This is a genomic window from Flavobacterium sp. 2755 (assembly GCF_031455715.1).
Classification (GTDB): domain Bacteria; phylum Bacteroidota; class Bacteroidia; order Flavobacteriales; family Flavobacteriaceae; genus Flavobacterium.
The window spans coordinates 195,423-219,601 of the sequence record NZ_JAVDTG010000009.1 but is presented as its reverse complement, the minus strand read 5'-3'; the positions used below and the strand labels follow the sequence as shown (position 1 = coordinate 219,601).

Below are 24,179 nucleotides of genomic sequence, written 5' to 3'. Positions count from 1 at the left end.
ATTTATGTTGTAAGAATAAGAAGTTTTACTTTGATCATCATACGGTAAATCCATAAACTCAAGTAAATTTATTGTTAACAAGTATATCAAAAATCCAAACCTAAAACAACGCGTACTTATACGGTATTTTTCACAAACCCAATAAAAAACAAAACCCTCAATCAAAAAAATGATCAAGGGTCTTAAAAATTTTAAAATAACTATTTACTCCACATCCAAATAAGGATTCAAAATCTCGGCTAGTTCATTGAGCCAGTAAAAGCTATTTTCAAGTTTATCGATTTCTTGCTGCAGGGTTTCGTTTTCACGAAAAACACTTAAAGCAAGAACAAAATTTACCTGCCTTAAGGCTTTTGCCATTTGTTCTGGCGCTACGGTTTGATTGAAGAAATTGGTTAGCCTGATTTCGGCTTCTTTGGAAAGGGGGTTGGTACTCATAATCTCTACTTTAAGGGAAATAAAACCCGCGTGACTTAGGTGTCCTACGCTGTAAAGAGAGCGTTGCAGCTGTTTCCAATACCGCCACCATACCACACGGGCAAATTTTTTTTCTGATATCATAACTCTACTTTTAGGACTGTAAAGATATCAAAAAAATATTTTATTATAGGAAAAATATTACTTTTAAGTATTTGTTTCTACATCTAATTTCCACAAAATCTTCTTATGAAAACGAGTGTCCTAGTCCTGATCGAAGCGGCATCCTTTTTTGCCGGGGTTCGGCATAAAAGATACAGCGGAGAGCAGGAATCAGCTCCTAAATAGTATTACGAATATAAGAAATGGAAATGAAAACCTAAGCTTCGATAATACTTAAAATGGTCTTTGGAATTTCGGCGAAAGCCTCAAAAGAATAGGGTTTTATAAGATAAGCTTTTACGCCCAGATCATCGCATTTTTCTTTGTACGACGGATTTATGCTGGTGGAATAAACAAAGCAGGGAATGTCTTTTAAATCTGAATTGTTTAGAATTTGCTGTAAGGCTTCGATGCCGTCGACAATGGGCATGTTGATATCGGTCAGGATTACGTCGGGATTTTCGTTTGCCGTGTCTTTTAGGTAATTGAGCAGTTCTTCGCCATTGGCTACGAGGCTTACTTTCCCGAAATTGGGGTTTTGGTTGAAGGTTTCACAGATAACGTCAGCGTCATCAAAGTCATCTTCGGCGATTATGATATGTAGGTTGTTTTTTTGTGGCATTTTATACAATTGGAAAGTAAAGATTAAATGTTGTGCCTTCGTTGAGCGTACTTTCGACGGTTATGTTTCCAGAGTGGTTTTCCATGATCTTTTTACAAATCGCAAGGCCAATTCCGTTTCCTGAATATTCGTTTCGGGCATGAAGGCGCTGAAAAATGGTAAAGATTTTAAGAAGATGGCTTGATTCCATGCCAATTCCGTTGTCTTTAATTTGAATCTTTACAAATTTAGCGTTTTGATTTGGCATTTCGGCGTTTAAATTTTCGGCCTGATAAATTTCTATAAACGGAGCAACGGCTTCTTTGCTGTATTTTATGGCGTTGGTTATCAGGTTTCCAAAAAGCTGTCGGATTTGAACTTTAGAGGCTTTTATGGCCGGAAGTTTTCCTATTTGAATCTCGGCTTTTTTATCGGTAATAATAATTTCGAGATCTTCAATGACTTCACCAATTATGGTTTTCAAGTCAATTTCGGTTCGTTCTTCCTGCGCGGTGTGCGACGAATACTGAACCAAATCATCAACAAGTGAATTCAATCGCAATGCCGATGATTTTAGAACGTTCATTGATTTGGCATCGGTTTCAGAAAGATAACTTCCATCAATTCTATCATTGTGCATGACAATTTTTCGAAGTGGTTCTTTTAAATCGTGCGAGATAACATGAATAAATTCTTCGAGATTGGTATTGATTCGGTTTAACTCCTTTATTTTTTCTTCTAATTCTTCTTGATGGCGAATTAAAGCTTCTTCGTGTTTTTTCTTTTCGGTTAAATCGGTAATTACGATTCCAATGGCTTCTACGGCGGGTTCAAGATCGGTTAAAGCGATATAAGCCGGAAAAGTATTTTTATCGTCATTCGATTTAAAAAGAATTTCGTGCGTGGCGATTCCGTATCTCAGTGCCTGAATAAGCTGGACAAACTGTGTGGGATTATCAAAATATTCGTTTAAATACGTACCAATAATCTGTTCTGAAGGAATACCAACGAGTTCAGAAAAATAATCGTTGCAATATAATATAAGTCCGTTGCGGGAAATACTAAGCGCGCCTTGTCTGAATTTTTCAATAAGAAGCCTGTAAGTATAATCGGCCGTTTCGAGAGAATATAGCTCCGGAACTCCGTTATTACTTACTACTAAAGCATCAACATCTCCTTGTTTTATAGCATTTACAATACTATTTGATTCAAAAAGTTCTTCCTTTAAGGATTCTATTTCTGCCAATAAAGATTCTATATTTCTTTTTTTTACCTCCAAATTATTGTTCAATATTTAATATATACAAGACCTTATCTTTATCTGATAAATCGCCCAAAATGATTCTTTTGGGTTCAGGATGTATTTTGATTAGTGTAGGGATAGCCACAATTTGATGAATCACGGCTTGTTCCTTGTCACGACTGATATCTATAATTTCTAATTCGTAATTATTTTTGAGATAGGTGTCGCATATTTTTCGTAAATTTTCGATTGCATGTCCTGATTTAACAGACATACCTGAAACAAAAAGTCTGAACTTATGTTTGGTTGTACTTGTGCCATCAGATGAATCTTCCATGATTATGAGTTTATAGGTTTGATATTAAGTCCTACAAGCACTCTTTCTTCATTTGAAAGGTCACCTATAATTTTACGAATTGGCTCAGGAAATTTTCTCACCAGGGTTGGTACAGCCAGAATTTGATCGCCTTCTGCCAATTGCGGATTCTTCAGCAAATCGATAATCTCGATGCTGTATTTACCTTTTAAATGTTCTTCGGCGTATTTTTTTATATTCTCAAGCGCCTTGATCGATTTTGGCGTTTGACCCGCTATATAGAGCAATAATTGCCATTCGGCTACTTCTTTTTTCATTTTAATTTTCTTTTTTCTTAGAAGACAGTTTTTCCTGCAATTCTTCTGTTGCTTTAAGGATACTCAGTTCTTCTTCTGCCGATTCAAATTCGGTTCTCAAGGCTTCAATATTAGCTTCAAGGACTTTGCGTTTACGCTCAATTTCACGGTCTTTTCTGTTGATTTCGTTTTGAAGCTTAATATCAGAAATGGTTTTCTTAAACTGATGAGATTTTCTGGCAGCTCCGGTCAGGATTCCCTGCGGACCTAATTCTACATCGAGTAATTCGATTCCGTTATTGGTAATCACAAATTCCCTAACTTGGTTAGAATGCCCCATTCCTCTGGCTTTGATAATGAAAATACCGCGGTTTCTTTCGCCAACTCCTTCCATATCACGAACGGTAATCCAGGTATCTACTAATGACGATACAGATTCTTCGGCTAAATCTGGTCTGAAATTATCCGTTTGTTTGTTTAATGACGTAAACATTGCCGTAATATTATTTGCTTTGAGCATATCAATGAGCCTTACGAGCATAGAACGAACTTCGTGTTCGCTTCCCACCGAAATAAGGTTACTGATAGGATCGATAATAATAGTGGTAGGCTGAAACTCTTTGATCATTTTTCTAAGCGTAAGCAAATGCAGTTCAAGACCGTTTAATGACGGACGTGAAGAATGGATTTGCAAAATACCTTTTTTGATGTGTTTGTCCAGATCGATACCAATTGATTTCATGTTGCGAACCAATTGATGCGGAGATTCTTCAAAAGCAAAATAAATCGTTTTTTCGTTCTTTTCGCATTGTTCATTGGCAAAATAACAGGCAACGGTTGTTTTAGCTGTTCCGGCAGTTCCTGATATTAAAATGTTGCTGCCGCGATAGAATCCGCCGCTGTTAAACATATCGTTTAATCCGGGAACACCAGTTGAAATAATATCCGAAGAAACTTCGTTATCGAGTTTTAATGATGTAATAGGAAGTACCGAAATACCTTCTTCATCAATTAAAAACGGATATTCGTTTGTTCCGTGTGTTGAACCTCTGTATTTTACAATGCGGAGTCTTCTGGTAGAAACCTGCTCAATAACACGATGATCGAGAACAATAACGCAGTCAGAAACATATTCTTCTAATCCTTGTCGGGTTAAAGTTGCTTCTCCGCGTTCGCCTGTAATTATTGCTGTAACTCCTTTTGTTTTAAGCCAATGAAATAATCTTCGTAATTCGGCTCTCAAAATTGCCTGGTTGTCAAGACCTGCAAATAAAGATTCGATCGTATCGAGTACAACGCGTGTTGCTTTTATAGAATCGATGGCGTGGCCTAATCTTATAAATAAACCGTCAAGATCGTATTCTCCGGCTTCTTCAATTTCAGATCTTTCGACGCGAACATGATCGACTACGAGTTTTTTATCTTTTTTGAGTTGTTCGAGGTCAAAGCCAAGGGATTTTACATTTAAAGTAAGATCATCCGAAGGTTCTTCAAAAGACATGAAAACTCCGGCTTCGCCATATTCAGTTATACCTTTAATAAGGAATTGCATTGACAATAATGTTTTTCCGCATCCGGCACCACCGCAGATTAAAGTTGGACGTCCTTGCGGAAATCCACCATCAGTAATCTCGTCTAGTCCGTCAACTCCTGTTGGAGTTTTTGGGAATATAAATTGATGTGATTTTGTTTTTTCTTGCACGATAATAAAATTCAGTATTATCTCAAATATACGTTTTCCTACACGATTTACAATGGATTCTTGTTAAGATTTAACAGCTGTTTAATGAAGTTTTAAAAATAAATTAAGAAAATCGAGCTTTAAATATGAATAAATCGGAGAATTTTAACCAAATAAATGCAAAATCAATTTGAACATTTAACAGTAATTTTTCAGTTTTGACTGAAATTGATTTTTGACAATATTTAAATGTTAAAATCTACTTTCCAGTATACTCTATGATACCTTTAAAAAAGCAATACCTTTCGTAATTTAACTTTGTACCGTTAATTTAAAACATATAAAAATGGACAATTTAAAAGATAAAGTAGCCGTAATTACAGGCGGAAACAGCGGTATAGGATATTCTACAGCAAAACAATTAAAAGAGCAGGGAGCAAATGTGATTATTACCGGAAGAAGAAAAGAAGCAATTGAAAAAGCAGCACTGGAATTAGGCGTTACGGCGATAACATCAGATCAATCGAGTATTTCAGACATTGAAAATCTGGCTTTAAAAGTTAAACAGGATTTTGGTAAAGTAGACATTCTTTTCATTAATGCCGGAATTGCAGGTTTAGGAAATATCGAGCAGGCATCAGAAGAACAATTTGACAGTATTATGAATGTGAACTTCAAAGGTGCGTATTTCACACTAAGCCGATTCATTCCCATTTTGAATGATTGTGCATCGGTAGTTTTTCTTTCTTCGAATACTGCCAGTATGCCTGGGCCGGGATCTTCGGTTTATTCGGCTAGTAAAACGGCTTTGAATTCGGTTATGAAATCAGCAGCATTAGAATTAGCGCCTAGAAAAATCAGAGTGAATTCTGTTAGTCCGGGGCCAACTCAAACTGAGGTTATGAAGAAAGTTGGTTTAGATGAAGCCACCGTAAATGGTATTATGGATATGGTTATAGAGAAAGTACCATTAAAACAAATGGGAAAATCTGAAGATGTTGCCAAAATGGTTGCATACGTAAGCAGTGAAGCCGCAAAATTCATCACCGGAGCAGATTTTATTATGGATGGGGGAATGGTGTTAGCTTAATTTAGTTTGTTTCAAGTTTCAAGTTTCAGGTTTCATGTTGGAATGCTGATGATTTAACCGCAAAGTTCGCTAAGGTTTACGCAATCCCGATAGCTATCGGGAGCTAAGATTTTTTTTAATCTCGCAAAGTCGCGAAGTCGCAAAGTTTTTTGTTTCCCGCAGAATCTGCGGAAGAAAATCATTTTAATCCTTTTAATCTGTGGCAAAAAAATAATAATCTGTGGCAAAAACACACATAAAGATCGCAAAGTTATTACCCACATAGCTTTGCGATCTTTGCATTTTTATAAAACCAAACGAGCCAAAAAACCTTAGCGAACTTTGCGTTAAAAAAAATCACATTTCACTCTGTCCGTTTCACCTCAAACTTCGTCCGTTTGGACTGTTTTCTCATTTCGTAAGAAGGGTTATCGAAATACTTTTGACGAAGAAATTAACTGATATTCAAATAATTTAAAAATCAAAAAAATGAAAACACTTCAACTAAACAAGCGTAGTTTTTTAAACGCTATTGCAACGGGAACTTTTATGCTGGCCACTGCCGTATCTTTTGCACAGAACGAAACTAAAACCGATTGTAATTTAATTCGTCCGTATCATATCAGCGTTTCACAGGAAGCGATTACAGAACTTCGCAATCGTGTAAATGCCACAAGATGGCCGGATAAAGAAACCGTAACAGATCAATCGCAAGGAGTAAAACTAGAGCAGATTCAGAATCTGGTTAAATATTGGGGAACGGATTATGACTGGCATAAAACAGAAGAAAAACTAAATGCACTTCCTCAATTTGTAACGAACATTGACGGACTGGATATTCAATTCATCCACATTAAATCAAAACATAAAAATGCTTTACCGTTAATTATTACCCACGGATGGCCGGGATCATTTTTTGAACTTTTAAAAGTAATTGGTCCATTAACAGATCCAACAGCTTATGGCGGAAAAGCCGAAGATGCATTTGATTTGGTTATTCCTTCAATGCCGGGTTACGGTTTTTCTGAAAAGCCAAAAGGAACAGGCTGGGGACCAGAGAAAATAGGAAATGCATGGGATGTTTTAATGAAACGTTTGGGTTACAAACATTATGTATCGCAAGGTGGTGACTGGGGTTCTGTAATTGCCGATGCGATGGCGCGCCAGGCTCCTGAAGGTTTATTGGGAATTCACGTAAACATGCCCGCAACAGTTCCAGCAGATGTTGCCAAAGCACTTAAAGACGGAGATCCTGCACCAAAAGGATTATCGGTTAAAGAAAATGCAGCTTTTAATTCGCTAAACAAATTATATACAAAAGGCGGCGGTTATGCCGGAATGATGGTGACGCGTCCGCAGACTATAGGTTACGGACTTACGGATTCTCCTGTTGGTTTGGCTTCGTTTTTCCTGGATAAATTCAACGATTGGACATACAGCGGAGGAAATGCAGAAAAATCACTGACTAAAGATGAAATGCTGGATGATATTTCACTTTATTGGTTTACAAATACAGCCAATTCATCTGCTAATTTATATTGGGAAAATAACAACAATAACTTCAATGCTGTAGAACAAAGAACGGCTGAAATCAAGATTCCGGTTGCGATAACTGTTTTTCCCGGAGAAATTTACCAAGCACCAAAAACATGGGCTGAAAAAGCATACAAAAACCTGATTTATTTTAAAGAAGTAAACAAAGGCGGACATTTCGCTTCTTGGGAAGAGCCACAATTGTTTTCAGTTGAACTTCGAGCAGCTTTTAAATCATTGAGAAAATAATCTAAATAATTTATTTAAACACATAGGAACATAGGTTGAAAGCTTGGTAAAAGGTTTTTGAAAAAATCTGGATTTTCACACATAGTTATGTTTGTCGATAAAAAGTTTCACGCAGATTCGGCAGATTTAAGCAGATTAAATTAAACAAAAAAATCTGCGTTTATCTGCTTAAATCTTTTTAAAATCTGCGTGAAAAACCCAGCAAACTATGTTTGTTCAAAACAAGTGAAACGCCTTTCCAGACAAAGAAAACTATGTCCCTATGTGTTAAAAAAAACTAACCACTAAAAAAAATAAAATCATGGAAACTAAAAAACAAAAAACTTGGGTAATAATTGCCATTATCATTTTAGGCATAATTGCCTTTCTAATTCCAAATCAAATTGCTGCCCAAACAGGAATAAAACGTACTGATTTACAAAAACACGATTTAAGCATTCCAGGAAGAGAAACCGTTCAAGCTAGAATCGATTTCGACGGACATACCGCTTTCGGAAAGCATTCTCATCCGGGTGAAGAAATCATTTATGTATTAGAAGGCTCACTAGAATATGAAGTAGAAGGACAAGCACCTGTAACCTTAAAAGCCGGAGAAGTTCTTTTTATCCCCGCAGGAGTTGTTCACTCCGCTAAAAATAATACGAATACAAAAGCATCAGAACTGGCAACATATATAGTTGAAAAAGGAAAACCGGTTTTGGTTATGAAAAAATAGTTTCAGGTTTAAAGTTTCAAGTTTCAGGTTGAAATGCGAATAGTTTAACCGCAAAGTGCGCTAAGGATACGCAAAGGTTCGCAAAGTTTTTTTCAGCATACAGCTTTGCGATCTTTGTTTTTTAAAAAGCCTTACGAGCCAAAAACCTTAGCGTACTTTGCGTTAAAAAAACATACGCTATCCGCATTTGAAACTCATAACTCAACCATTGTCCATTTCACCTTTTTCTTTGTCCACTTCAGCTTTTTTCTCCTTTTAAAACGTGGATTGTCGAGATACCTTTGACGAAGAAATTAACTGATAATCAACTAATCAAAAAAAATAATAATTATGAAAACGATATTAAAAATCAAAAACAGAATTACAAACGCAGTTCTTTTAATTGCCTTTCTTTTAGTAAACGCAGTATCAATTGCACAAACAGAAAAACCAGAAGGTTCACTAGGAACTTTAAAACAAATCAACGCCGGATTATTAAACGTAGGATATACCGAAGCAGGTCCTTCAAACGGAACTCCGGTAATCCTGCTTCACGGATGGCCTTATGATATTCACAGTTACAATGAAGTAGTGCCAATTTTAGTTTCAAAAGGATATCATGTATTTACGCCTTATTTAAGAGGTTCAGGAACAACAACCTTCCTTTCAAAAGATACTTTTCGAAACGGGCAGCAAGCAGCATTAGCAAACGATATTATTGCTTTTATGGATGCTTTAAAAATCGACAAAGCCGTAGTTGGCGGGTTCGATTGGGGCGCAAGAACAGCAGTAGTTATGGCAGCACTTTGGCCGGAACGTGTAAAAGGTCTGGTTTCGGTAAGTGGTTATTTGGTTGTGAATTTGGAAGCTAATTTAAAACCATTGCCTCCAAAAGCAGAATTAGGATGGTGGTACCAATATTATTTCGCAACCGAAAGAGGAAAACTCGGCTACAGCCAAAACACTTACGAATTCAACAAACAAATCTGGCAGATCGCTTCTCCATTATGGAGTTTCGACAAAGCAACTTACGATAAAACGGCTCAGTCTTTTGATAATCCGGATCACGTTGCAATCGTAATTCACAATTACAGATGGAGACAATCCCTTGAAGCAGGAGAATCTAAATATGATGCTTTAGAAAAACGTCTTGCCGCAAGACCCGAAATTAAAGTTCCAACAATTACAATAGGAAGTGATTTTGACGGCGCTTTCGCAGATGGAAAAGCATACGCAAACAAATTCACAGGAAAATACGCCCACAGAATTCTAAAAGGAATTGGACACAACGTTCCGCAAGAAGACCCGAAATCATTTGCACAAGCGATAATTGATGTGGATGGCTTCAAGAATTAAAAATTGAGAATTAAAAATTAAAAATCAGAAATAATCTAAAATCAACAATCTAAAATTTTTTAAACATGGACACAAAAGTATTATACACAGGAAAAACACACACAACAGGTGGTAGAGAAGGCACTTCTCAAAGTTCAGATGAACAATTGAATATCAAATTAAGTTCACCGGGAACATCACGTCCGGGAACAAATCCAGAGCAGTTATTTGCTGCAGGATGGTCGGCTTGTTTTATTGGAGCTTTAGGAATTGCTGCTTCAAAACAAGGAGTTAGACTTCCGGCAGAAACTGCGGTAGATGCAGAAGTAGATTTATGTGTAACTGAAGGCGAATATTCTTTGCAGGCACGTTTAAACATCAGCCTTCCGGGAATTGATCGTGAAACGGCAGAAGCTTTAGCAGCTCAGGCACACCAAACTTGTCCTTACTCAAAAGCAACAAGAGGAAATATAAACGTTGAGATTAATATTCTGTAAGTTGTAAAAAGTGAAATGTAAGCTGTGAAATGTAAAAAGAATACGTCATTTCACAGCTTACATCTCACATCTAACACAAAAATTATGAAAAAGATAAAAATAATAAGTGCTTTTGCAATGCTGTTTTTCTTAACAGGAAACACCATTTTCAGCCAAAGCAATCCCGATAAAAAAGGGTTTGCCCTTTTAGAATTATATACTTCCGAAGGCTGTTCGAGTTGTCCGCCCGCAGATGAGTTACTGGGGAAAATTCAAAATGAATTAAAAGATAAAAATGTTTATGTGCTTTCTTATCATGTTGATTATTGGGACAAACAAGGCTGGAAAGATATTTTCAGTAATGCCGATTATACTAAAAGACAATACGATTATGCGAAATACATGGAGAAAGATCCAATCTACACGCCGCAAGTAATTATTAACGGAAAAATAGATTATATCGGATCTCAGGAAACAAGCTTACGAAACGGAATCAAGTCGGCACTTTCTAAACCAGCTTTTACGAGTTTAAGCTTAGAAGCGACTCAAAATGCTAATGCTGTTGCTGTAAATTACAATGTAGAAGGAACTTCAAAAAACAGTCGTTTATTAATTGCTGTAGTTCAAAAAGAAGCCAAAAGCAATGTAAAAAGAGGGGAGAATGCTCATAGAGTTTTATCTCATTATCAAATCGTTCGTAATCAGCAATCGGTAGATTTAAACAAAGTTAAAAAAGGAACAGCATCGGTTCATCTTCCTAAAAATTATAATGCACAGGATTTTGAGATTATTGGGTTTGTTCAGGATATGAACTCAGGGGCAATTTTAGAAGTAAAACGAGCTTAAATTTTTTACGCAGATTTATGCCATGTTTGTCATTCCGAGGAACGAGGAATCTTCGCAAGTAACTCCATACAGTATGTCGCCAATCTTTGTAGAGCTACTCGTGAAGATTCCTCGTTCCTCGGAATGACAAAAATGAGTATAAAAACTTTGCGTCTCTGAGCGTTTGCGAGATTAAATGCAAACTTAAATTATCTGCTTATTCTTCTTGAATCTGCGTGAAAATTTCTAACAAAGCTATGTTTGTTTAAATTAGTAAAACGCCTTTACACACAAAGAAAAACTATGTTTCTATGTGTTTAAAAAAAATCAAAATAAAACTATCTTTGACAAACAGGATAAAAAACGGATACAATTATGGAAAAATCAAAACGTTTTCAGGTTTCGCTCAAAATTATTTGGGGAAGCTCGATTGCACTCGCAATTCTGGCTTCAATCCCCAAATTATTTGATGCCGATTCTACGCCTGGAGACATCATCATAAACTCTTCAATTACACTGCTGTTCTCCCTTTTTATATGGTATTACAACATTTATAGTCTACCCAAATTTTCATCGCAGCGTACGAATAAAAGTCTGTTTAACTGGAAACTTTTACTGAGTGTTGTTTTGGGGATTTTGCTGATGGTGATTCTTGTAATTGCACATCAGGAACTTTTTCAGGTTTCAAAAATGGACGCGCCAATCATGTTCGAACTTCGGGGTATTCTGATCAATTTGATAGTATATATGTTTCTGCATTTACTTTTTCAGAATTATCAAACACAGCAAATGGGAGTAGAGTTGGAACGCACCAAAGCAGTACATTTAGGAGCGCAATACGAATTATTGAAGCAACAGGTAAACCCGCATTTTTTATTCAACAGTCTGAATACTTTAAAATCGATGGTGGATATGCAGGATCCGCAGAGTTCTGATTTTATCCTGAAATTATCTGATTTTTACAGATTTACTCTCGAAAGTAGAAAAATGGATTTGATTCCGTTAAAAGAAGAATTACAGATATTAGATTCGTACGTATATTTGCTGAAAGCCCGTTTTGAAGACGGATTTGAAGTGATAAAAGAAATCGATGAAAAACAATTAGATTGTGCGATTCCGCCTTTTTCATTGCAATTATTAATCGAGAATTGTATCAAACACAATGTGGTTTCGCTTGATAAACCTTTGAAAATTAAATTATATACCGAAAATGATTTTCTGGTAATCGAAAACCCAATTCAGCTGAAACGAGGTACTTTGTCAACCGGCGTTGGACTGAACAATATCAACCAGCGTTTTCTGCATTTGGTTAACAAGGAAATTGAAATTGATAAAACCGAAACTCTTTTTAAAGTTAAAATACCACTGATTTATGACTATCGTAATAATTGAAGATGAAGTAAAAACGGCCAAAGCGCTTGGTCAGCTAATTTTGAGTATCAGACCCGATGCTCAAATTTTGTCGTATATTCAAAGTATAGACGGAGCTGTGAGTTATCTTTTAGAAAACGATCAGCCCGATTTGATTTTTATGGATATTCAACTTGCAGATGGTTTGAGTTTTGAAATCTTCAAAAATGTAGAAGTTTTGTCACCGGTTATTTTTTGTACGGCCTTTGATGATTACGCCATCGACGCTTTCAAATCAAACGGAATCGATTATGTCTTAAAACCTTTTTCAAGAGAAAGTATTTCGCAGGCTATTAAAAAAGCAGGCGAGCTGAAAAACTTCTTCCAAAGAAATAAAAAAATGATGCCTGATTTCGATTATCTCTTAACGAGAACAGGAGAAAATAAAGGAAAAAGCAGTTTTTTAGTTTTTAAAAACAACAAATACCAAACGATTCAAACAGAGAATATTGCCTTTTTCTACATCAAAAATGAAACACCAACCATCGTCACTTTTGATAAAACCGAATATCAAATTACGCAATCTCTCGATGAAGTTCATAAGCTTTTATCAGCCATTCAGTTCTTCAGAATCAACAGACAGTATTTGGTTAATTTTTCAGCGATAAGAGAAGCAGAGCATTATTTTTCAAGAAAATTAATTCTAAAACTTACTATTCCAACAGAAGAAAAATTATTGGTTGGGAAAGAAAAAGCTACGGCATTTTTAAGCTGGTTAGAGAATAGATAGTTTTTTTTAGTGGTCAGTGGTCAGTTTTTTAGTGATCAGTTTTAGTATCAGTTTAAAGAATTAACCTAATGCAGTTTGTCATTTCGAGGAACGAGAAATCGCACTAGATATTCCACACAGTAATTCTCCAATCTTTGGCGAGTTCCGTGTGCGATTTCTCGTTCCTCGAAATGACAAACTGTAACTGATTACTAAAAAAACTGACCACTAACCACTAAACCTTAGAAGGCGGTAACCCAAACTGTTTCTTAAAAGCAAACGAAAAATGCGATAAATCCTCAAAACCCACTTCTAAATAAACTTCCGAAGGCGTTTTTCCTTTTTCCTTAATTTGATAATAAGCTTCCTGTAATCTTTTCTGAATGAGCCATCGGCTAGGGGAAAGATCAAAAATACGCTGGAAATCCCTTTTAAAAGTCGCCAGACTTCTTCCAGTTAAATAAGCAAAACGATCTAATTGAACATTAAAATGAAAATTCTTTTTCATAAACGCTTCCAAATCAATTTTTCCGGGCTCGTTGAAATCAAATAAAATATCTTTTAATTCCGGATTGCATTGTAATAAAATCGTAACGGCTTCATTTACTTTTAAAGTCTGAAGATCTTCGGTAATAAGTTGGTCTTCGTTGATATACGGAATCAACGAATTCATAAAGCTTTTCAATAACGGAACTTCTTTTAACTGCAGAACCATTTCCGTTTCCGGACTTTTAATTAAATTTGTTTTTTGATTGTATTGTATGGAATAGTCCCGAAGTGCTTCCTGATTCAGATAAATCGAAATAGACTGAAAAGCGGTATTCGGATCGGGTTGTTTGATGAATTTTATTAGCTGATTTCTTCGGATAAATCTAAAATCACCAGGATTAAAAACATATTCTTTATTCCCATTATTTAAAGTCAGAACTCCCGAAATCTGAAAACTCAAAACATGTTGTGCAGCAAATTGCTCGCCTTCACGATTTTGTGTGTAATAGCAGGAATACGCAATGGGCGAGGTTTTCTGATTTATTTTTGAATCGTTCATATCACAAATTTATAAAAATTAAAGTTGGAGAATATTTTAAACACATAGAAACATAGATTATATTCTAAATAAAAGATGTTTTAAAAATCTAGATTTTCACACATAGCTTTATGTTTAAAATATTTCACGCAGATTTTAATGATTTAAGCAGATATACGCAGATTTTTTTTTAAATTTAATCTGCATAAATCTGCTAAATCTGTGTGATAAACAATAAGCTATGTTTATTCAAACAAGTGAAACGCCTTTATAGACAAAGAAAAACTATGTCCCTATGTGTTTAAAAAATTATGCATTAACCATTGATAATGCTTATTTCTTACCAGTATACCATTTTCCCTGAGCTGAATCAAAAAAACTTCCAGAATCTTCATGATCTGTAGACAAACTAACATTCATCCATTTCTCCATTTCTTCCGTTCTGCTTTTATCAGCATTTTGTAAAATTCCAATTGCCTCGCTTCCCAATACAAGATGTACAGGCGGATGTGGATGCGAAGCCAGATCAACCATCACTTTAGCCGCTTTTTCAGGATCACCAACCGGAACAAAATTTCCTCCTTTAAAGAAATCGGTACGTTGTTTCACCATTTCATAACCTTCAATATCTTCGGCATACGTCATCGATGCACCAGCCCAATCCGTACGGAATCCGCCTGGTTCTACGCTGGTAACTAAAATTCCAAGTGGAGCAACTTCTTTGGCTAAAGCCTCAGTGAATCCGCCAAGACCAAATTTCGCTGCCTGATAGATTGTTAAACCCGGATTTCCAACGCGTCCGCCAACAGAGCTTATTTGTAAAATTCGGCCAGAACCTTGTTTACGCATAAAAGGTAAAACAGCGCGTGTAATTTCAATTGGCGCATATAAATTGGTTTCTAACTGACTTCTAACTTGTTCGCTTGTATAAGCTTCCGCAGCGCCAATAATTCCGAATCCTGCATTGTTAACCAATACATCGATTCTTCCGAAATGCTCAACAGCTTTATTTACTGCCTGATGAACTTCATCATAATTGTTAACATCTAATTTCAAAGGCAGAATCTGATCCTGAAATTTTTCTTTTAAATCATTTAACTGATTAATGTCTCGTGCAGTTGCAGCCACTTTGTCACCGCTTTCTAAAACTGCTTCAGTAAGATTACGTCCTAACCCTCGAGAGCTTCCTGTAATAAACCATATTTTGTTCATTGTAATTGTGTTTTTAAGTTCATTACAAATTTACGTCAGTAATGGAGGTTGTTGTTTTGTTGAAAAGCTCAAAATTATTTGTTTAAAGGCTCGAAGATGTTTTGCCACGAAGACACAAAGGCACTAAGTTTTTTTTGCCACAGATTAAAAGGATTAATAGGATTTTTTATTTCACGCAGATTTAAAAAGATTTAAGCAGATGTGCGCAGATATTTTTAAATCTGCGTGAAATAAAAACTTTGCGTCTTCGCGACTTTGTGGCGAAAAAAATTAGTTAACTGTATAAGTTGCAGTATATAATCTTCTAAACATTATATAAGTAACACTTACCATAACAAAAGCAATAATAGCATCAATAGTTGCAGGGAAACCTAATACAACCAATTTTGAAAAGAAAGCGAAAATGATATCAAAAAATACTCCCGCAAATACCCATTCTTTTAATCGTAATAACCTATTCGGAATTAATAAAGTGATGACTCCTGAAACTTTCATTACTCCTAAGATGTAAATAAAATGAGCTGGGTAACCTAATAGTTGTGTAATTTCCCAAACTAATTTGTTGGTTGTAAGTTCAAAAAATCCGCTGGCACCAAACCATAAAGAAGTTAAAATAATTCCTGTCCAATAAATAATTTTTGTTGTTTTTGCATTCATGATTTTAAATTTTAAGTTGTTAAACAGGACAAATTTGCGGCAACGGCAATCGATTTCATATTCAAATTTTGGTGAAACGGACAAATTCAAATCCGAAATAGACAATCAATAAGTTCATTTGATTTTATAACTTTACAAAAGATTTTCAAACCCAATAGTCACCATTTAAAATGGAAGCCAAAACACTTTTAAAAGAACATATCACCAAAACAGTTTCGCTGACAGAGGAAGAGTTTGATTATTTCTTTTCGCATTTCAAACCATTATCTTTTAAAAAAGGGCAGACGATTATTAGCGCAGGCGATAAAGTCGATTGTGAGTATTTTGTGATTTCGGGTTGTCTGAAAGCTTTTTATATAAATGATGAAATCAAAATGTACATTTTGCAGTTTGCCATGCCAACTTGGTGGACATCTGATTATAATGCACTTTACAACCAAACTCCCGCCGCTATAAATGTTGATTGTATTACGGACGCCGAAGTGCTTTGCCTTTCTAACAGCGACCGCGAAAAACTCTGCGCCGAATTTCATCAGGTGGAACATTTCTTTAGATGGAGAACGAACAAAGGTTACATAGCATCTCAAAAAAGACTTTTATCTTTTATGAATAATAATGTCAAAATTCGTTACGAAGAACTTTTGGCTTTATATCCTCAATTATACAATTTAGTTCCGAAGCATTTAATTGCGGCTTATTTAGGTGTTTCGAGAGAAACCCTTAGCCGACTTTATAATTCTTGATTTTAGCCCACGGATTTTACGGATTCATTTTTTTGTTTTGCGCATATTTGGTTTCTCACAGATTTTCGGATTGAGCAGATTATTTTACTGCTGAGAAATATTGCCTGTGGTTTCAACCACAGGGATTTAGATTATGACAAAACTTTGCGTTCCAGCGGTTGAAACCGCTGGCTATGTTTTAAATTCTACATCAATATAAAAACCTTTGTCTCTTTGTCTCTTTGACCCTTTGAACCTAAAAAATAAGAATGTGATCTACATCACGTAACCGATTTCCATAGTCGCCGTTCCTTTGTACTGTACTTTTAAATACAATAAAAATGGAAACAATAAATTTTGAAATCGTAAGCTCAAACAGCAGCGTAGAATGGACTGGTAGAAAAGTTACTGGTGCACATAATGGTACAATTGGTATCAAAAATGGTAGTTTCATCTTTAATGATGGAAAAATAAAAGGAGGAAATGTTGTTATTGACACGACTTCTATTAAAATTCTGGATGTAACAGATCCGGCAACGAACACTCAATTTGCAGGACACCTTGCATCTGATGATTTTTTCTCTATCGAAAAATTCCCAACAGCAACATTAGATATTTTAAGCGTAAAAGAAATATCAGGCACAACGTATCATCTTGAAGGAAACCTGACTATAAAAGATATTACACATCTTGTTGGGTTTGACGTGCAGGTAAACAATGACAACAACACACTTTCACTTGGAGGTAAATTGATTATCGATCGTACCAAATACGATATCAAATTCCGTTCAGGAAATTTCTTCAAAGATTTGGGAGATACCTTAATCTACAATGACTTTGAGCTTGATTTTAATATCACTGCCGAAGCTGTTTTTACAGGACAATCTAAAAACTAATTATCATGCCTTACGTAAAAATCGAATTGACCCGCGAAGGAGTAACACGCGGGCAAAAACAACAATTAATCAGCGGCATTACCAACCTGATTACAGAAGTATTAAATAAAGATCCGCATTTGACTCACGTTGTGATTCAGGAAATTGAATTAGACGATTGGGGTTATGCAGGAGAACAAGTATCAGTATTAAGAGAAAAAGGCATAACAGCCGACAAAAAATAAACATCATGAAAAAACAAACAATAATCGTTACCGGAGCAGCTTCTGGTATCGGAAAAGGAATCGCTAAATATTTCTTAGACAGAGGCGATAATGTGGTTATAAACTCAGTTACAGCAGCTTCATTAGAAAAAACTTTCAACGAATTTGGCGCAGGCGAAAACCTTGCAATGTTTGCAGGAGACGTAAGTGATAAAAGAACCGGAGAACAATTGGTTAAAATTGCTTTAGAAAAATTTGGTTCTGTAGATGTATTGGTTAATAATGCAGGGATTTTTGCAAGCAAACCATTTTTAGAAGTGGATGAAGCGTATTTAGATACATTTTTGAAAACCAACCTAAAAGGAACTTATTTCACTACACAATCAGTGCTTCCGCAAATGCTAAAACAACAAGGCGGGGTTGTAATCAATATTGGAACTCCATTAGTAAATCATGGTTTAGGCGGATGGCCGGCTTCGGCTCCAATTGCAAGTAAAGGAGCAATTCATGCTTTAACGATTCAGTTAGCAGCAGAATTTGGGAAACAAAACATTCGTTTCAATACCGTTGCGCCGGGTGTAATTCGTACGCCAATGCACGGAGATAACGCAGATCAAAGTGCCGGTTTGCATTTATTAAACAGAGTAGGTGAGATCGACGATGTTTCTGAAATGGTCTACACAGTTGCCAAAAGCAATTTTATTACCGGATCAATCATCAATGTGGATGGTGGAAAAGGTGCAGGACACAATTTAAATTAAGGTGAAAACGATATTATTAACTGCTTTTATGCTCTGGAGTTTTCAGGGCATAAAAGCTCAAAATACTAATAAAATGGAAAATCAAATAGAAATTCAGGCTATTACCGATGCAATAGAAAACTATTACTTTAAAGGTATTTATGAAGGTGATGAAATCTTGCTTGGGAGTATTTTTCAACCTGGAACATTCCTTTTCGGAGATATAAACGGACAACCGTACTTCAAAACCGTTGATTTGTATTTAGACGGCGTTAAAAACAGACAAAGTCCAAAGGATTCAGGAAAACCTTTTAAAGGTGAAATTTTGCATATAAGCGTTGTAAATTCTATCGCTGTAGCGGAATTAAATGTTAAAATGTACGACTTTAATTATAGGGATTTTTTATCTTTCCATAAGATTAATGGCAAATGGCTTATCGTCAATAAAATGTTGACTGATACCAATAAATAACTTAAATTTTGAAGCTATGTGGTACAATACAAAAGCTAAGGAACTGTTAGGAATTGATTATCCAATTTTGCAAGGCCCTTTTGGAGGCAATTTATCAACGGTAGAATTAACGGCGACGGTTTCTAATCTTGGCGGATTAGGCGGTTATGGAGCTTACACTTTAAGTCCGCAGGAAATTTATGAAGTTGATAAACAAATAAAAGCAGCCACGGATAAACCATACAATATTAATCTTTGGGTTTCAGATCATGATATTCCGGATGGAGGTTTAACCGATGAACAATTTGAGAAAACAAAAGCACTTTTTAAACCTTATTATGACGAGTTAGGAATTCCGTTACCGGAAAAACCTGCACCGTTTCAATCGAGATTCGAAAACCAGTTACAAGTTATTTTAGATGTTAAACCCAAGGTCTTCAGCTTTATGTTTGGCGTTCCTTCAGATGATGTTTTAGAACAATTTCGAAGATCAGGAATTGTTACCGTCGGCGCGGCTACAACGCTTGATGAAGCTATTTTTCTGGAAAGTAAAGGTGTAGATATGATTATTGCTTCTGGTTTTGAAGCTGGCGGACACCGACCTTCTTTTTTAACCAATGCCGAAGCATCTGTAACCGGAACTTTTGTTTTACTGCAGTTAATGCGCGAAAAAATTAAAACTCCAATCATTGCAGCTGGCGGAATTGCCGACGGAAAAGGAGTTGCCGCAGCCTTAACATTAGGCGCAAGCGCAGCCCAAATAGGAACGGCTTTTTTAGCTGTCGATGAATCGAATGCATTGCCTATTCACAGAGAAATGTTATTTTCTGATGCTGCAAAATATACAACACTTTCACGCGCATACACCGGAAGACTCGGACGCGGAATTACAAGCCGAATTGCAAAAGATATTATAGGAAAAGAATCGAATATTCTGCCTTTTCCATTACAAACTACTTTTATTTCTCCTTTGAGAAAAGCAGCACTCGATCAGCAAAAATGGGATATGATATTATTTTGGGGAGGACAAATTTCGCCAATCTTAAAGCATACAAAAGCAAAGGAATTGATGCATTCATTGATTGAAGAAACTACAGCGTATTTTGATGGATTAAAATCTTAACTTTAGGTTGTTTTAATTAACAAGCTTTGGAGAAAATCACTGTAATTTCAAATCAATAATTTTTAAATGAAGTTAAAGAAGAATATTAAAATTGAATCGGCAAAAATAGGAAAGGATAAAAACCATTCTTTGATAAAATGCGACTTCAAGGTTTTAGAATTAGAAAAGTTCTTGAAAAGAAAAGAATATTTTTTCAAAAAAGACGGTATTAATTCAGATTATATTCTATTGGTTTTATCTTCTGAAAATAAAGGTTATAAAATATATTTAGGAGATTCGGCTTATGAAAAATCAATTGATAAAAATATTAAATTACTTAAAGAACATATTTTTATTCAAAACAAAAAAGTTACTTATAAGGAATATTTTGTTGTTCTGAAAAAAGATGATTTCATAGAAAATGAAGCTGTATTTTATGAATTATTCTCCTTGTTTAGTTTTTTATTGATTGCCGAATTAAAAGAAAAGCTCTCCAAAGATGATTTATTAAAAAAAATAAATAGATTTAGTCTTTATGGAATTTTCAATTTTAAACGATGGTCTGGTATTTCGAACGACCAGCTTTTTTTTGATGTTGATCATAACTGCGGAACACTAAAAAATTATGTTGTTCAGCTTTAATACAAACTCATTTCAAAAACGGAATGAGTTTTTTTATGCTTTTTCTACAGTAAAAAAGCAGAATTAGTCAATTTTATTCTATCAAACGTATGAATTTCCATTATAAAATAAGGAATTATTAAAATTTATTATTCTGTTTTAATTGTCTAAAAATCAATCATTTGTATTTCGTGTAAAATGTTTTTCAAATAAAATTCAAAAAAAATAATTTTAAACACTACTAATTCGGTAGAATTAATATATATTTGTATCACAGAAAAATTCTGAATGATACTTATCCAGAAAGACTGAGGGAGCAGGCCCTATGAAGTCTTAGCAACCTGTTATCGAATAAGGTGCTAAATCCTTCCCGTCTTGCGGGACAGATAAGAAAGATTGGCGCAAATCTGAATAAGATCATCATTGTTGAAATTATTTATTTTTTAAAATGAAAACCAAACTACATTTTTTACACGACAGTGACGAACTTTTGAATTCAATCTTCGAAGAATATAGTCTTGCCGGTTTCCGAATGCGAAAGCATTAAACTCTCTCTCATTTCTTTTAAATACCATTTACTAAAAGCCTTTTTATATCGGCTTAAAGGAATTCTTTTGCCCCAATATTAAACTATAATAAAAATCATATCATCACCTTAAAATCAAAATAAAATGAAAAAAATACTATTAGGTTTTGCCTTATTTCTTGGAGTTGCACAAACTCAGGCACAAGAAAATAATTTACAATTAAAAGGAACTGTTGTCGATACAGTTGCTCAATATGTGTATTTGCAAAAATTCCACAATAAAATGTTTACCACAATTGATTCGGTAAAAGTAAAAGACGGAAGTTTTAGTTTTAAAACTAAAGTAAAAACTCCAGAATTATATGGTTTAAGCGTAAACACAGAAGATTCTCCATTGTATATTTTCCTTGAAAAAACGCCAATTACAGTAAAATTAAGTCCGAAGAAATATTATACAAGTTCTGTAGTTGAAGGTTCTGAATCTCAGAATTTATTTGATTCCTATAAAAAATCAAAAGATGTAGAAATCAGTAAATTCATTACAGAAAATCCTAAATCTATTGTTTCGGCTTATGTATTGTACAGAAACTGGTCGTATAGATTAACGCCGGAACAAATTACTCAAAACATTGCTTTGCTTGATAAAAGTCTGCAAAGTACCACTTACGTGAAAGAACTTAAAGAACTGGTTACTGTTTTAGACGGATTAGCGGTTGGTAAAAAAGCCCCAGATTTTACTGCTAATGATCCGCAAGGTAAACCAGTTCGTCTTTCAGAAAATTTAAAAGGATATACTTTAGTTGATTTTTGGGCTTCATGGTGCGGGCCTTGCCGAAGAGAAAATCCGAATATCGTGGCGGCTTACAAAGAATATCATGACAAAGGATTTAACATTGTAGGTGTTTCTTTAGATAAAAAGAAAGAAAACTGGATTAAAGGAATTCAGGATGATAACTTGACTTGGACTCATGTTTCTGATTTACTTTTCTGGAATAGTGCTATTGCAAAATTATATGGAGTAAGAGCGATTCCTGGGAATTATTTAGTGGATTCAAAAGGAATAATCGTGGCAAAAAATCTTCACGGAGAAGAATTGCAGACTACACTAAAATCACTTTTAGAAAAAAAGATTTAGAAGACTATTTTCATTTTTGTCATTCCGAGGAACGAGGACCCGAGCGATAGCGAACTGGCGAAGCAATCTTCACAAGAAACTCGACAATCATAATTGACAATCTTTGCAGAGCTACTTGCGAAGATTCCTCGTTCCTCGGAATGACAAACAGAACTTATATAAGCCCAAATAATAAATTTAGTTAATTAAAATGATAAAGGAAATGAATGCTATTGAGACAACAACAGAACCAATCGAGTTGGAGTGTTACTTCTCTAAATTTAGAGAAAATACAATAGGAGTAGATCACCGCTTTAAATCCGTTTACGGAAAGCAAAACCTGCTTTATGCAGATTGGGTTGCCAGTGGTAGATTATACGCTCCAATTGAGGATATTATGCTCAATAAGATTGGTCCAATGATTGCCAATACGCATTCACTTTCTAGTCAGACAGGAAAGACTTCAACGCACGCTTATCAATATGCGAGAGATATCATTAAGAAATCAGTAAATGCCAATGAATCTGATGTTTTGGTGACAACCGGAACCGGAATGACAGCAGCTTTATCAAAATTACACCGCATTATGCGTTTGCGAAAAGAGTATGAAAATGATAAACCAGTTGTTTTTATTACGCATATGGAGCATCATTCGAATCAGGTTTCGTGGTATGAAACCAATGCCGATGTTGTTATTCTGCCTCCAGACGAAAATAATTTAGTTGATCCCAAAATCCTTTCCGAAGAAATTAAAAAATACGCTCACAGAAGCTTAAAAATAGGTTCGTTTACGGCTTGTTCCAATGTTACAGGAATTATTACGCCTTATCATGAATTGGCTAAAATCATGCATCAAAACGGCGGACTTTGTTTTGTTGATTTTGCAGCTTCGGCACCGTATGTCAAAATCGATATGCACCCAAAAGATACGGAACAGCAATTAGATGCTATTTTCTTTTCTCCGCATAAATTCTTAGGCGGACCGGGAACTTGCGGTGTTTTGGTTTTTAATGAAAAATTATATCAATCTGAGTTTCCCGATAATCCGGGCGGAGGAAATGTAAAATGGACGAATCCGTTAGGCAGATATTGTTATAGCGAGGACAAAGAAGTTAGAGAAGATGGCGGGACACCAGGCTTTCTACAAGTAATAAGAGCTGCTTTGGCTTTAGAATTAAAAGATAAAATGGGAGTGGCAAACATCAAAAACAGAGAAAAAGAACTGCTTGCTCTTTGTTTTTCAAGACTTCAAAAAATAAAAGGTTTGTCTATTTTAGGAGATTTAAAAACAGAAAGAATCGGCTGTGTTTCTTTTATAATCGAAGATATTCACTATAATTTAATCGTAAGGCTTTTAAATGACCGTTTCGGAATTCAGGTTCGCGGAGGCTGGTCATGTGCAAGTACTTATGCGCATTATTTGTTTAATATAAACGAAAAGAAATCGGCGCAAATTACAAACGAACTTCTGGAAAGAAATCAAACTAATAAACCGGGCTGGGTGCGTTTGTCGCTGCATCCAATTACGACAAATGATGAGCTTAATTTTATCTGTGACGCAATTGAACAAGTATCTTTACATTATAAAAAATGGCAGAAAGATTACGAGTATTATTCGGTTACAAATGAATTTGAAAATCCTGAAATTAAAGAAACTATAGCGGAAGAAGTAAATGAATGGTTTAAGCTGGATTAAATGTTTAAACACATAGAAACATAGATTTTTTTAGTTTGTATAAAAGTTGATAAAAAGAAACTAGTTTCTAACACATAGTTATGTTTGTTTAAACAAAGGAAATGTAAAAAGTTTGTTTGTCATTCCGAGGAACGAGGAATCGCACAAGAAACTCCGTACAGAATGTTGCCAATCTTTGACGAGTTGCGAGTGCGAT

At 35.2% G+C, this 24,179-nt stretch carries 26 protein-coding genes and 1 riboswitch; of the genes, 17 read left to right on the top strand and 9 right to left on the bottom strand.

The genetic code is table 11. The annotated features are described in order from the left end of the window. Positions 1-204: 204 nt before the first annotated feature. The 6 genes from J2Y38_RS19870 to kaiC all read right to left on the bottom strand — a co-directional run bounded on the left by J2Y38_RS19870 (position 205) and on the right by kaiC (position 4,737). A complete protein-coding gene (locus J2Y38_RS19870; protein WP_309846049.1) occupies positions 205-438 on the bottom strand; it encodes a hypothetical protein in 234 nt (77 codons plus the stop codon). Between the two features lie 358 nt (positions 439-796). Beyond that, positions 797-1,201 (bottom strand): response regulator, encoded by a 405-nt coding sequence (locus tag J2Y38_RS19865; protein WP_309845998.1) that lies wholly within the window; start codon positions 1,199-1,201, stop codon positions 797-799. A 1-nt stretch (position 1,202) separates the two neighbouring features. Next, positions 1,203-2,459: an ATP-binding protein gene (locus J2Y38_RS19860; RefSeq protein ID WP_309845995.1), complete on the bottom strand. Its 1,257-nt coding sequence runs from the start codon at positions 2,457-2,459 to the stop codon at positions 1,203-1,205. A 1-nt stretch (position 2,460) separates the two neighbouring features. Further along, complete coding sequence (locus tag J2Y38_RS19855) at positions 2,461-2,760, bottom strand: circadian clock KaiB family protein (RefSeq protein WP_309845992.1); 300 nt, start codon at positions 2,758-2,760, stop codon at positions 2,461-2,463. 2 nt (positions 2,761-2,762) lie between these two features. Then, positions 2,763-3,056, bottom strand: coding sequence for a circadian clock KaiB family protein (locus tag J2Y38_RS19850; protein WP_095927489.1), 294 nt, complete (start codon positions 3,054-3,056; stop codon positions 2,763-2,765). A 1-nt stretch (position 3,057) separates the two neighbouring features. Further along, a complete protein-coding gene (gene kaiC, locus J2Y38_RS19845) occupies positions 3,058-4,737 on the bottom strand; it encodes a circadian clock protein KaiC (protein ID WP_309845989.1) in 1,680 nt (559 codons plus the stop codon). A gap of 325 nt (positions 4,738-5,062) precedes the next feature. Between kaiC and J2Y38_RS19840 the strand changes: the two genes are divergently transcribed. The 8 genes from J2Y38_RS19840 to J2Y38_RS19805 all read left to right on the top strand — a co-directional run bounded on the left by J2Y38_RS19840 (position 5,063) and on the right by J2Y38_RS19805 (position 13,037). Further along, a complete protein-coding gene (locus tag J2Y38_RS19840; protein ID WP_309845988.1) occupies positions 5,063-5,806 on the top strand; it encodes an SDR family oxidoreductase in 744 nt (247 codons plus the stop codon). A gap of 468 nt (positions 5,807-6,274) precedes the next feature. Beyond that, positions 6,275-7,567, top strand: a complete 1,293-nt coding sequence (locus J2Y38_RS19835; RefSeq protein WP_309845985.1) for an epoxide hydrolase — start codon at positions 6,275-6,277, stop codon at positions 7,565-7,567. Positions 7,568-7,868: 301 nt separating this feature from the next. Next, positions 7,869-8,282, top strand: a complete 414-nt coding sequence (locus J2Y38_RS19830; protein WP_073487539.1) for a cupin domain-containing protein — start codon at positions 7,869-7,871, stop codon at positions 8,280-8,282. Positions 8,283-8,612: 330 nt separating this feature from the next. Then, a complete protein-coding gene (locus J2Y38_RS19825; RefSeq protein WP_309845981.1) occupies positions 8,613-9,617 on the top strand; it encodes an alpha/beta hydrolase in 1,005 nt (334 codons plus the stop codon). A 65-nt stretch (positions 9,618-9,682) separates the two neighbouring features. Then, the gene (locus tag J2Y38_RS19820) at positions 9,683-10,093 is read left to right on the top strand and encodes an organic hydroperoxide resistance protein (protein WP_309845979.1); all 411 of its coding nucleotides are present in this window, start codon (positions 9,683-9,685) and stop codon (positions 10,091-10,093) included. An 84-nt stretch (positions 10,094-10,177) separates the two neighbouring features. Next, positions 10,178-10,918, top strand: a complete 741-nt coding sequence (locus J2Y38_RS19815; protein ID WP_309845977.1) for a DUF1223 domain-containing protein — start codon at positions 10,178-10,180, stop codon at positions 10,916-10,918. A gap of 354 nt (positions 10,919-11,272) precedes the next feature. Continuing rightward, positions 11,273-12,289, top strand: a complete 1,017-nt coding sequence (locus J2Y38_RS19810) for a sensor histidine kinase (RefSeq protein WP_073487546.1) — start codon at positions 11,273-11,275, stop codon at positions 12,287-12,289. Beyond that, positions 12,270-13,037, top strand: a complete 768-nt coding sequence (locus J2Y38_RS19805) for a LytTR family DNA-binding domain-containing protein (protein ID WP_053472760.1) — start codon at positions 12,270-12,272, stop codon at positions 13,035-13,037. The genes J2Y38_RS19810 and J2Y38_RS19805 overlap by 20 nt, the downstream gene beginning before the upstream one ends. A gap of 214 nt (positions 13,038-13,251) precedes the next feature. On the opposite strand, the gene J2Y38_RS19800 is transcribed toward J2Y38_RS19805, so the two are convergent. From J2Y38_RS19800 to J2Y38_RS19790, 3 genes are all read right to left on the bottom strand, one after another. Next, on the bottom strand, positions 13,252-14,064 hold the full coding sequence (locus J2Y38_RS19800; RefSeq protein WP_309845970.1) for an AraC family transcriptional regulator: 813 nt from the start codon (positions 14,062-14,064) through the stop codon (positions 13,252-13,254). A gap of 312 nt (positions 14,065-14,376) precedes the next feature. Continuing rightward, a complete protein-coding gene (locus tag J2Y38_RS19795; RefSeq protein WP_309845967.1) occupies positions 14,377-15,255 on the bottom strand; it encodes an SDR family NAD(P)-dependent oxidoreductase in 879 nt (292 codons plus the stop codon). 270 nt (positions 15,256-15,525) lie between these two features. Beyond that, on the bottom strand, positions 15,526-15,912 hold the full coding sequence (locus J2Y38_RS19790) for a DoxX family protein (RefSeq protein WP_309845966.1): 387 nt from the start codon (positions 15,910-15,912) through the stop codon (positions 15,526-15,528). A gap of 170 nt (positions 15,913-16,082) precedes the next feature. Between J2Y38_RS19790 and J2Y38_RS19785 the strand changes: the two genes are divergently transcribed. The 9 genes from J2Y38_RS19785 (at position 16,083) to J2Y38_RS19745 (ending at position 23,983) form a co-directional block, all read left to right on the top strand. Next, on the top strand, positions 16,083-16,655 hold the full coding sequence (locus J2Y38_RS19785; protein ID WP_309845964.1) for a Crp/Fnr family transcriptional regulator: 573 nt from the start codon (positions 16,083-16,085) through the stop codon (positions 16,653-16,655). Between the two features lie 320 nt (positions 16,656-16,975). After that, entirely contained in the window at positions 16,976-17,530 is a 555-nt protein-coding gene (locus J2Y38_RS19780; RefSeq protein WP_309845962.1) for a YceI family protein, read from the top strand. Between the two features lie 5 nt (positions 17,531-17,535). Continuing rightward, entirely contained in the window at positions 17,536-17,754 is a 219-nt protein-coding gene (locus J2Y38_RS19775; protein WP_056198604.1) for a 4-oxalocrotonate tautomerase family protein, read from the top strand. A gap of 5 nt (positions 17,755-17,759) precedes the next feature. Next, positions 17,760-18,494: an SDR family NAD(P)-dependent oxidoreductase gene (locus tag J2Y38_RS19770; protein WP_291148128.1), complete on the top strand. Its 735-nt coding sequence runs from the start codon at positions 17,760-17,762 to the stop codon at positions 18,492-18,494. Between the two features lie 73 nt (positions 18,495-18,567). Next, the gene (locus J2Y38_RS19765) at positions 18,568-18,945 is read left to right on the top strand and encodes a nuclear transport factor 2 family protein (protein WP_253792146.1); all 378 of its coding nucleotides are present in this window, start codon (positions 18,568-18,570) and stop codon (positions 18,943-18,945) included. Positions 18,946-18,961: 16 nt separating this feature from the next. Beyond that, the gene (locus J2Y38_RS19760; RefSeq protein ID WP_309845956.1) at positions 18,962-20,047 is read left to right on the top strand and encodes a nitronate monooxygenase; all 1,086 of its coding nucleotides are present in this window, start codon (positions 18,962-18,964) and stop codon (positions 20,045-20,047) included. 66 nt (positions 20,048-20,113) lie between these two features. Beyond that, positions 20,114-20,668: a hypothetical protein gene (locus J2Y38_RS19755; protein ID WP_309845955.1), complete on the top strand. Its 555-nt coding sequence runs from the start codon at positions 20,114-20,116 to the stop codon at positions 20,666-20,668. A gap of 271 nt (positions 20,669-20,939) precedes the next feature. Continuing rightward, a riboswitch (SAM riboswitch) is annotated at positions 20,940-21,040 on the top strand. 278 nt (positions 21,041-21,318) lie between these two features. After that, on the top strand, positions 21,319-22,308 hold the full coding sequence (locus J2Y38_RS19750) for a TlpA disulfide reductase family protein (RefSeq protein ID WP_309845953.1): 990 nt from the start codon (positions 21,319-21,321) through the stop codon (positions 22,306-22,308). A gap of 202 nt (positions 22,309-22,510) precedes the next feature. Next, a complete protein-coding gene (locus tag J2Y38_RS19745) occupies positions 22,511-23,983 on the top strand; it encodes an aminotransferase class V-fold PLP-dependent enzyme (RefSeq protein ID WP_309845951.1) in 1,473 nt (490 codons plus the stop codon). Positions 23,984-24,179: the final 196 nt, after the last annotated feature.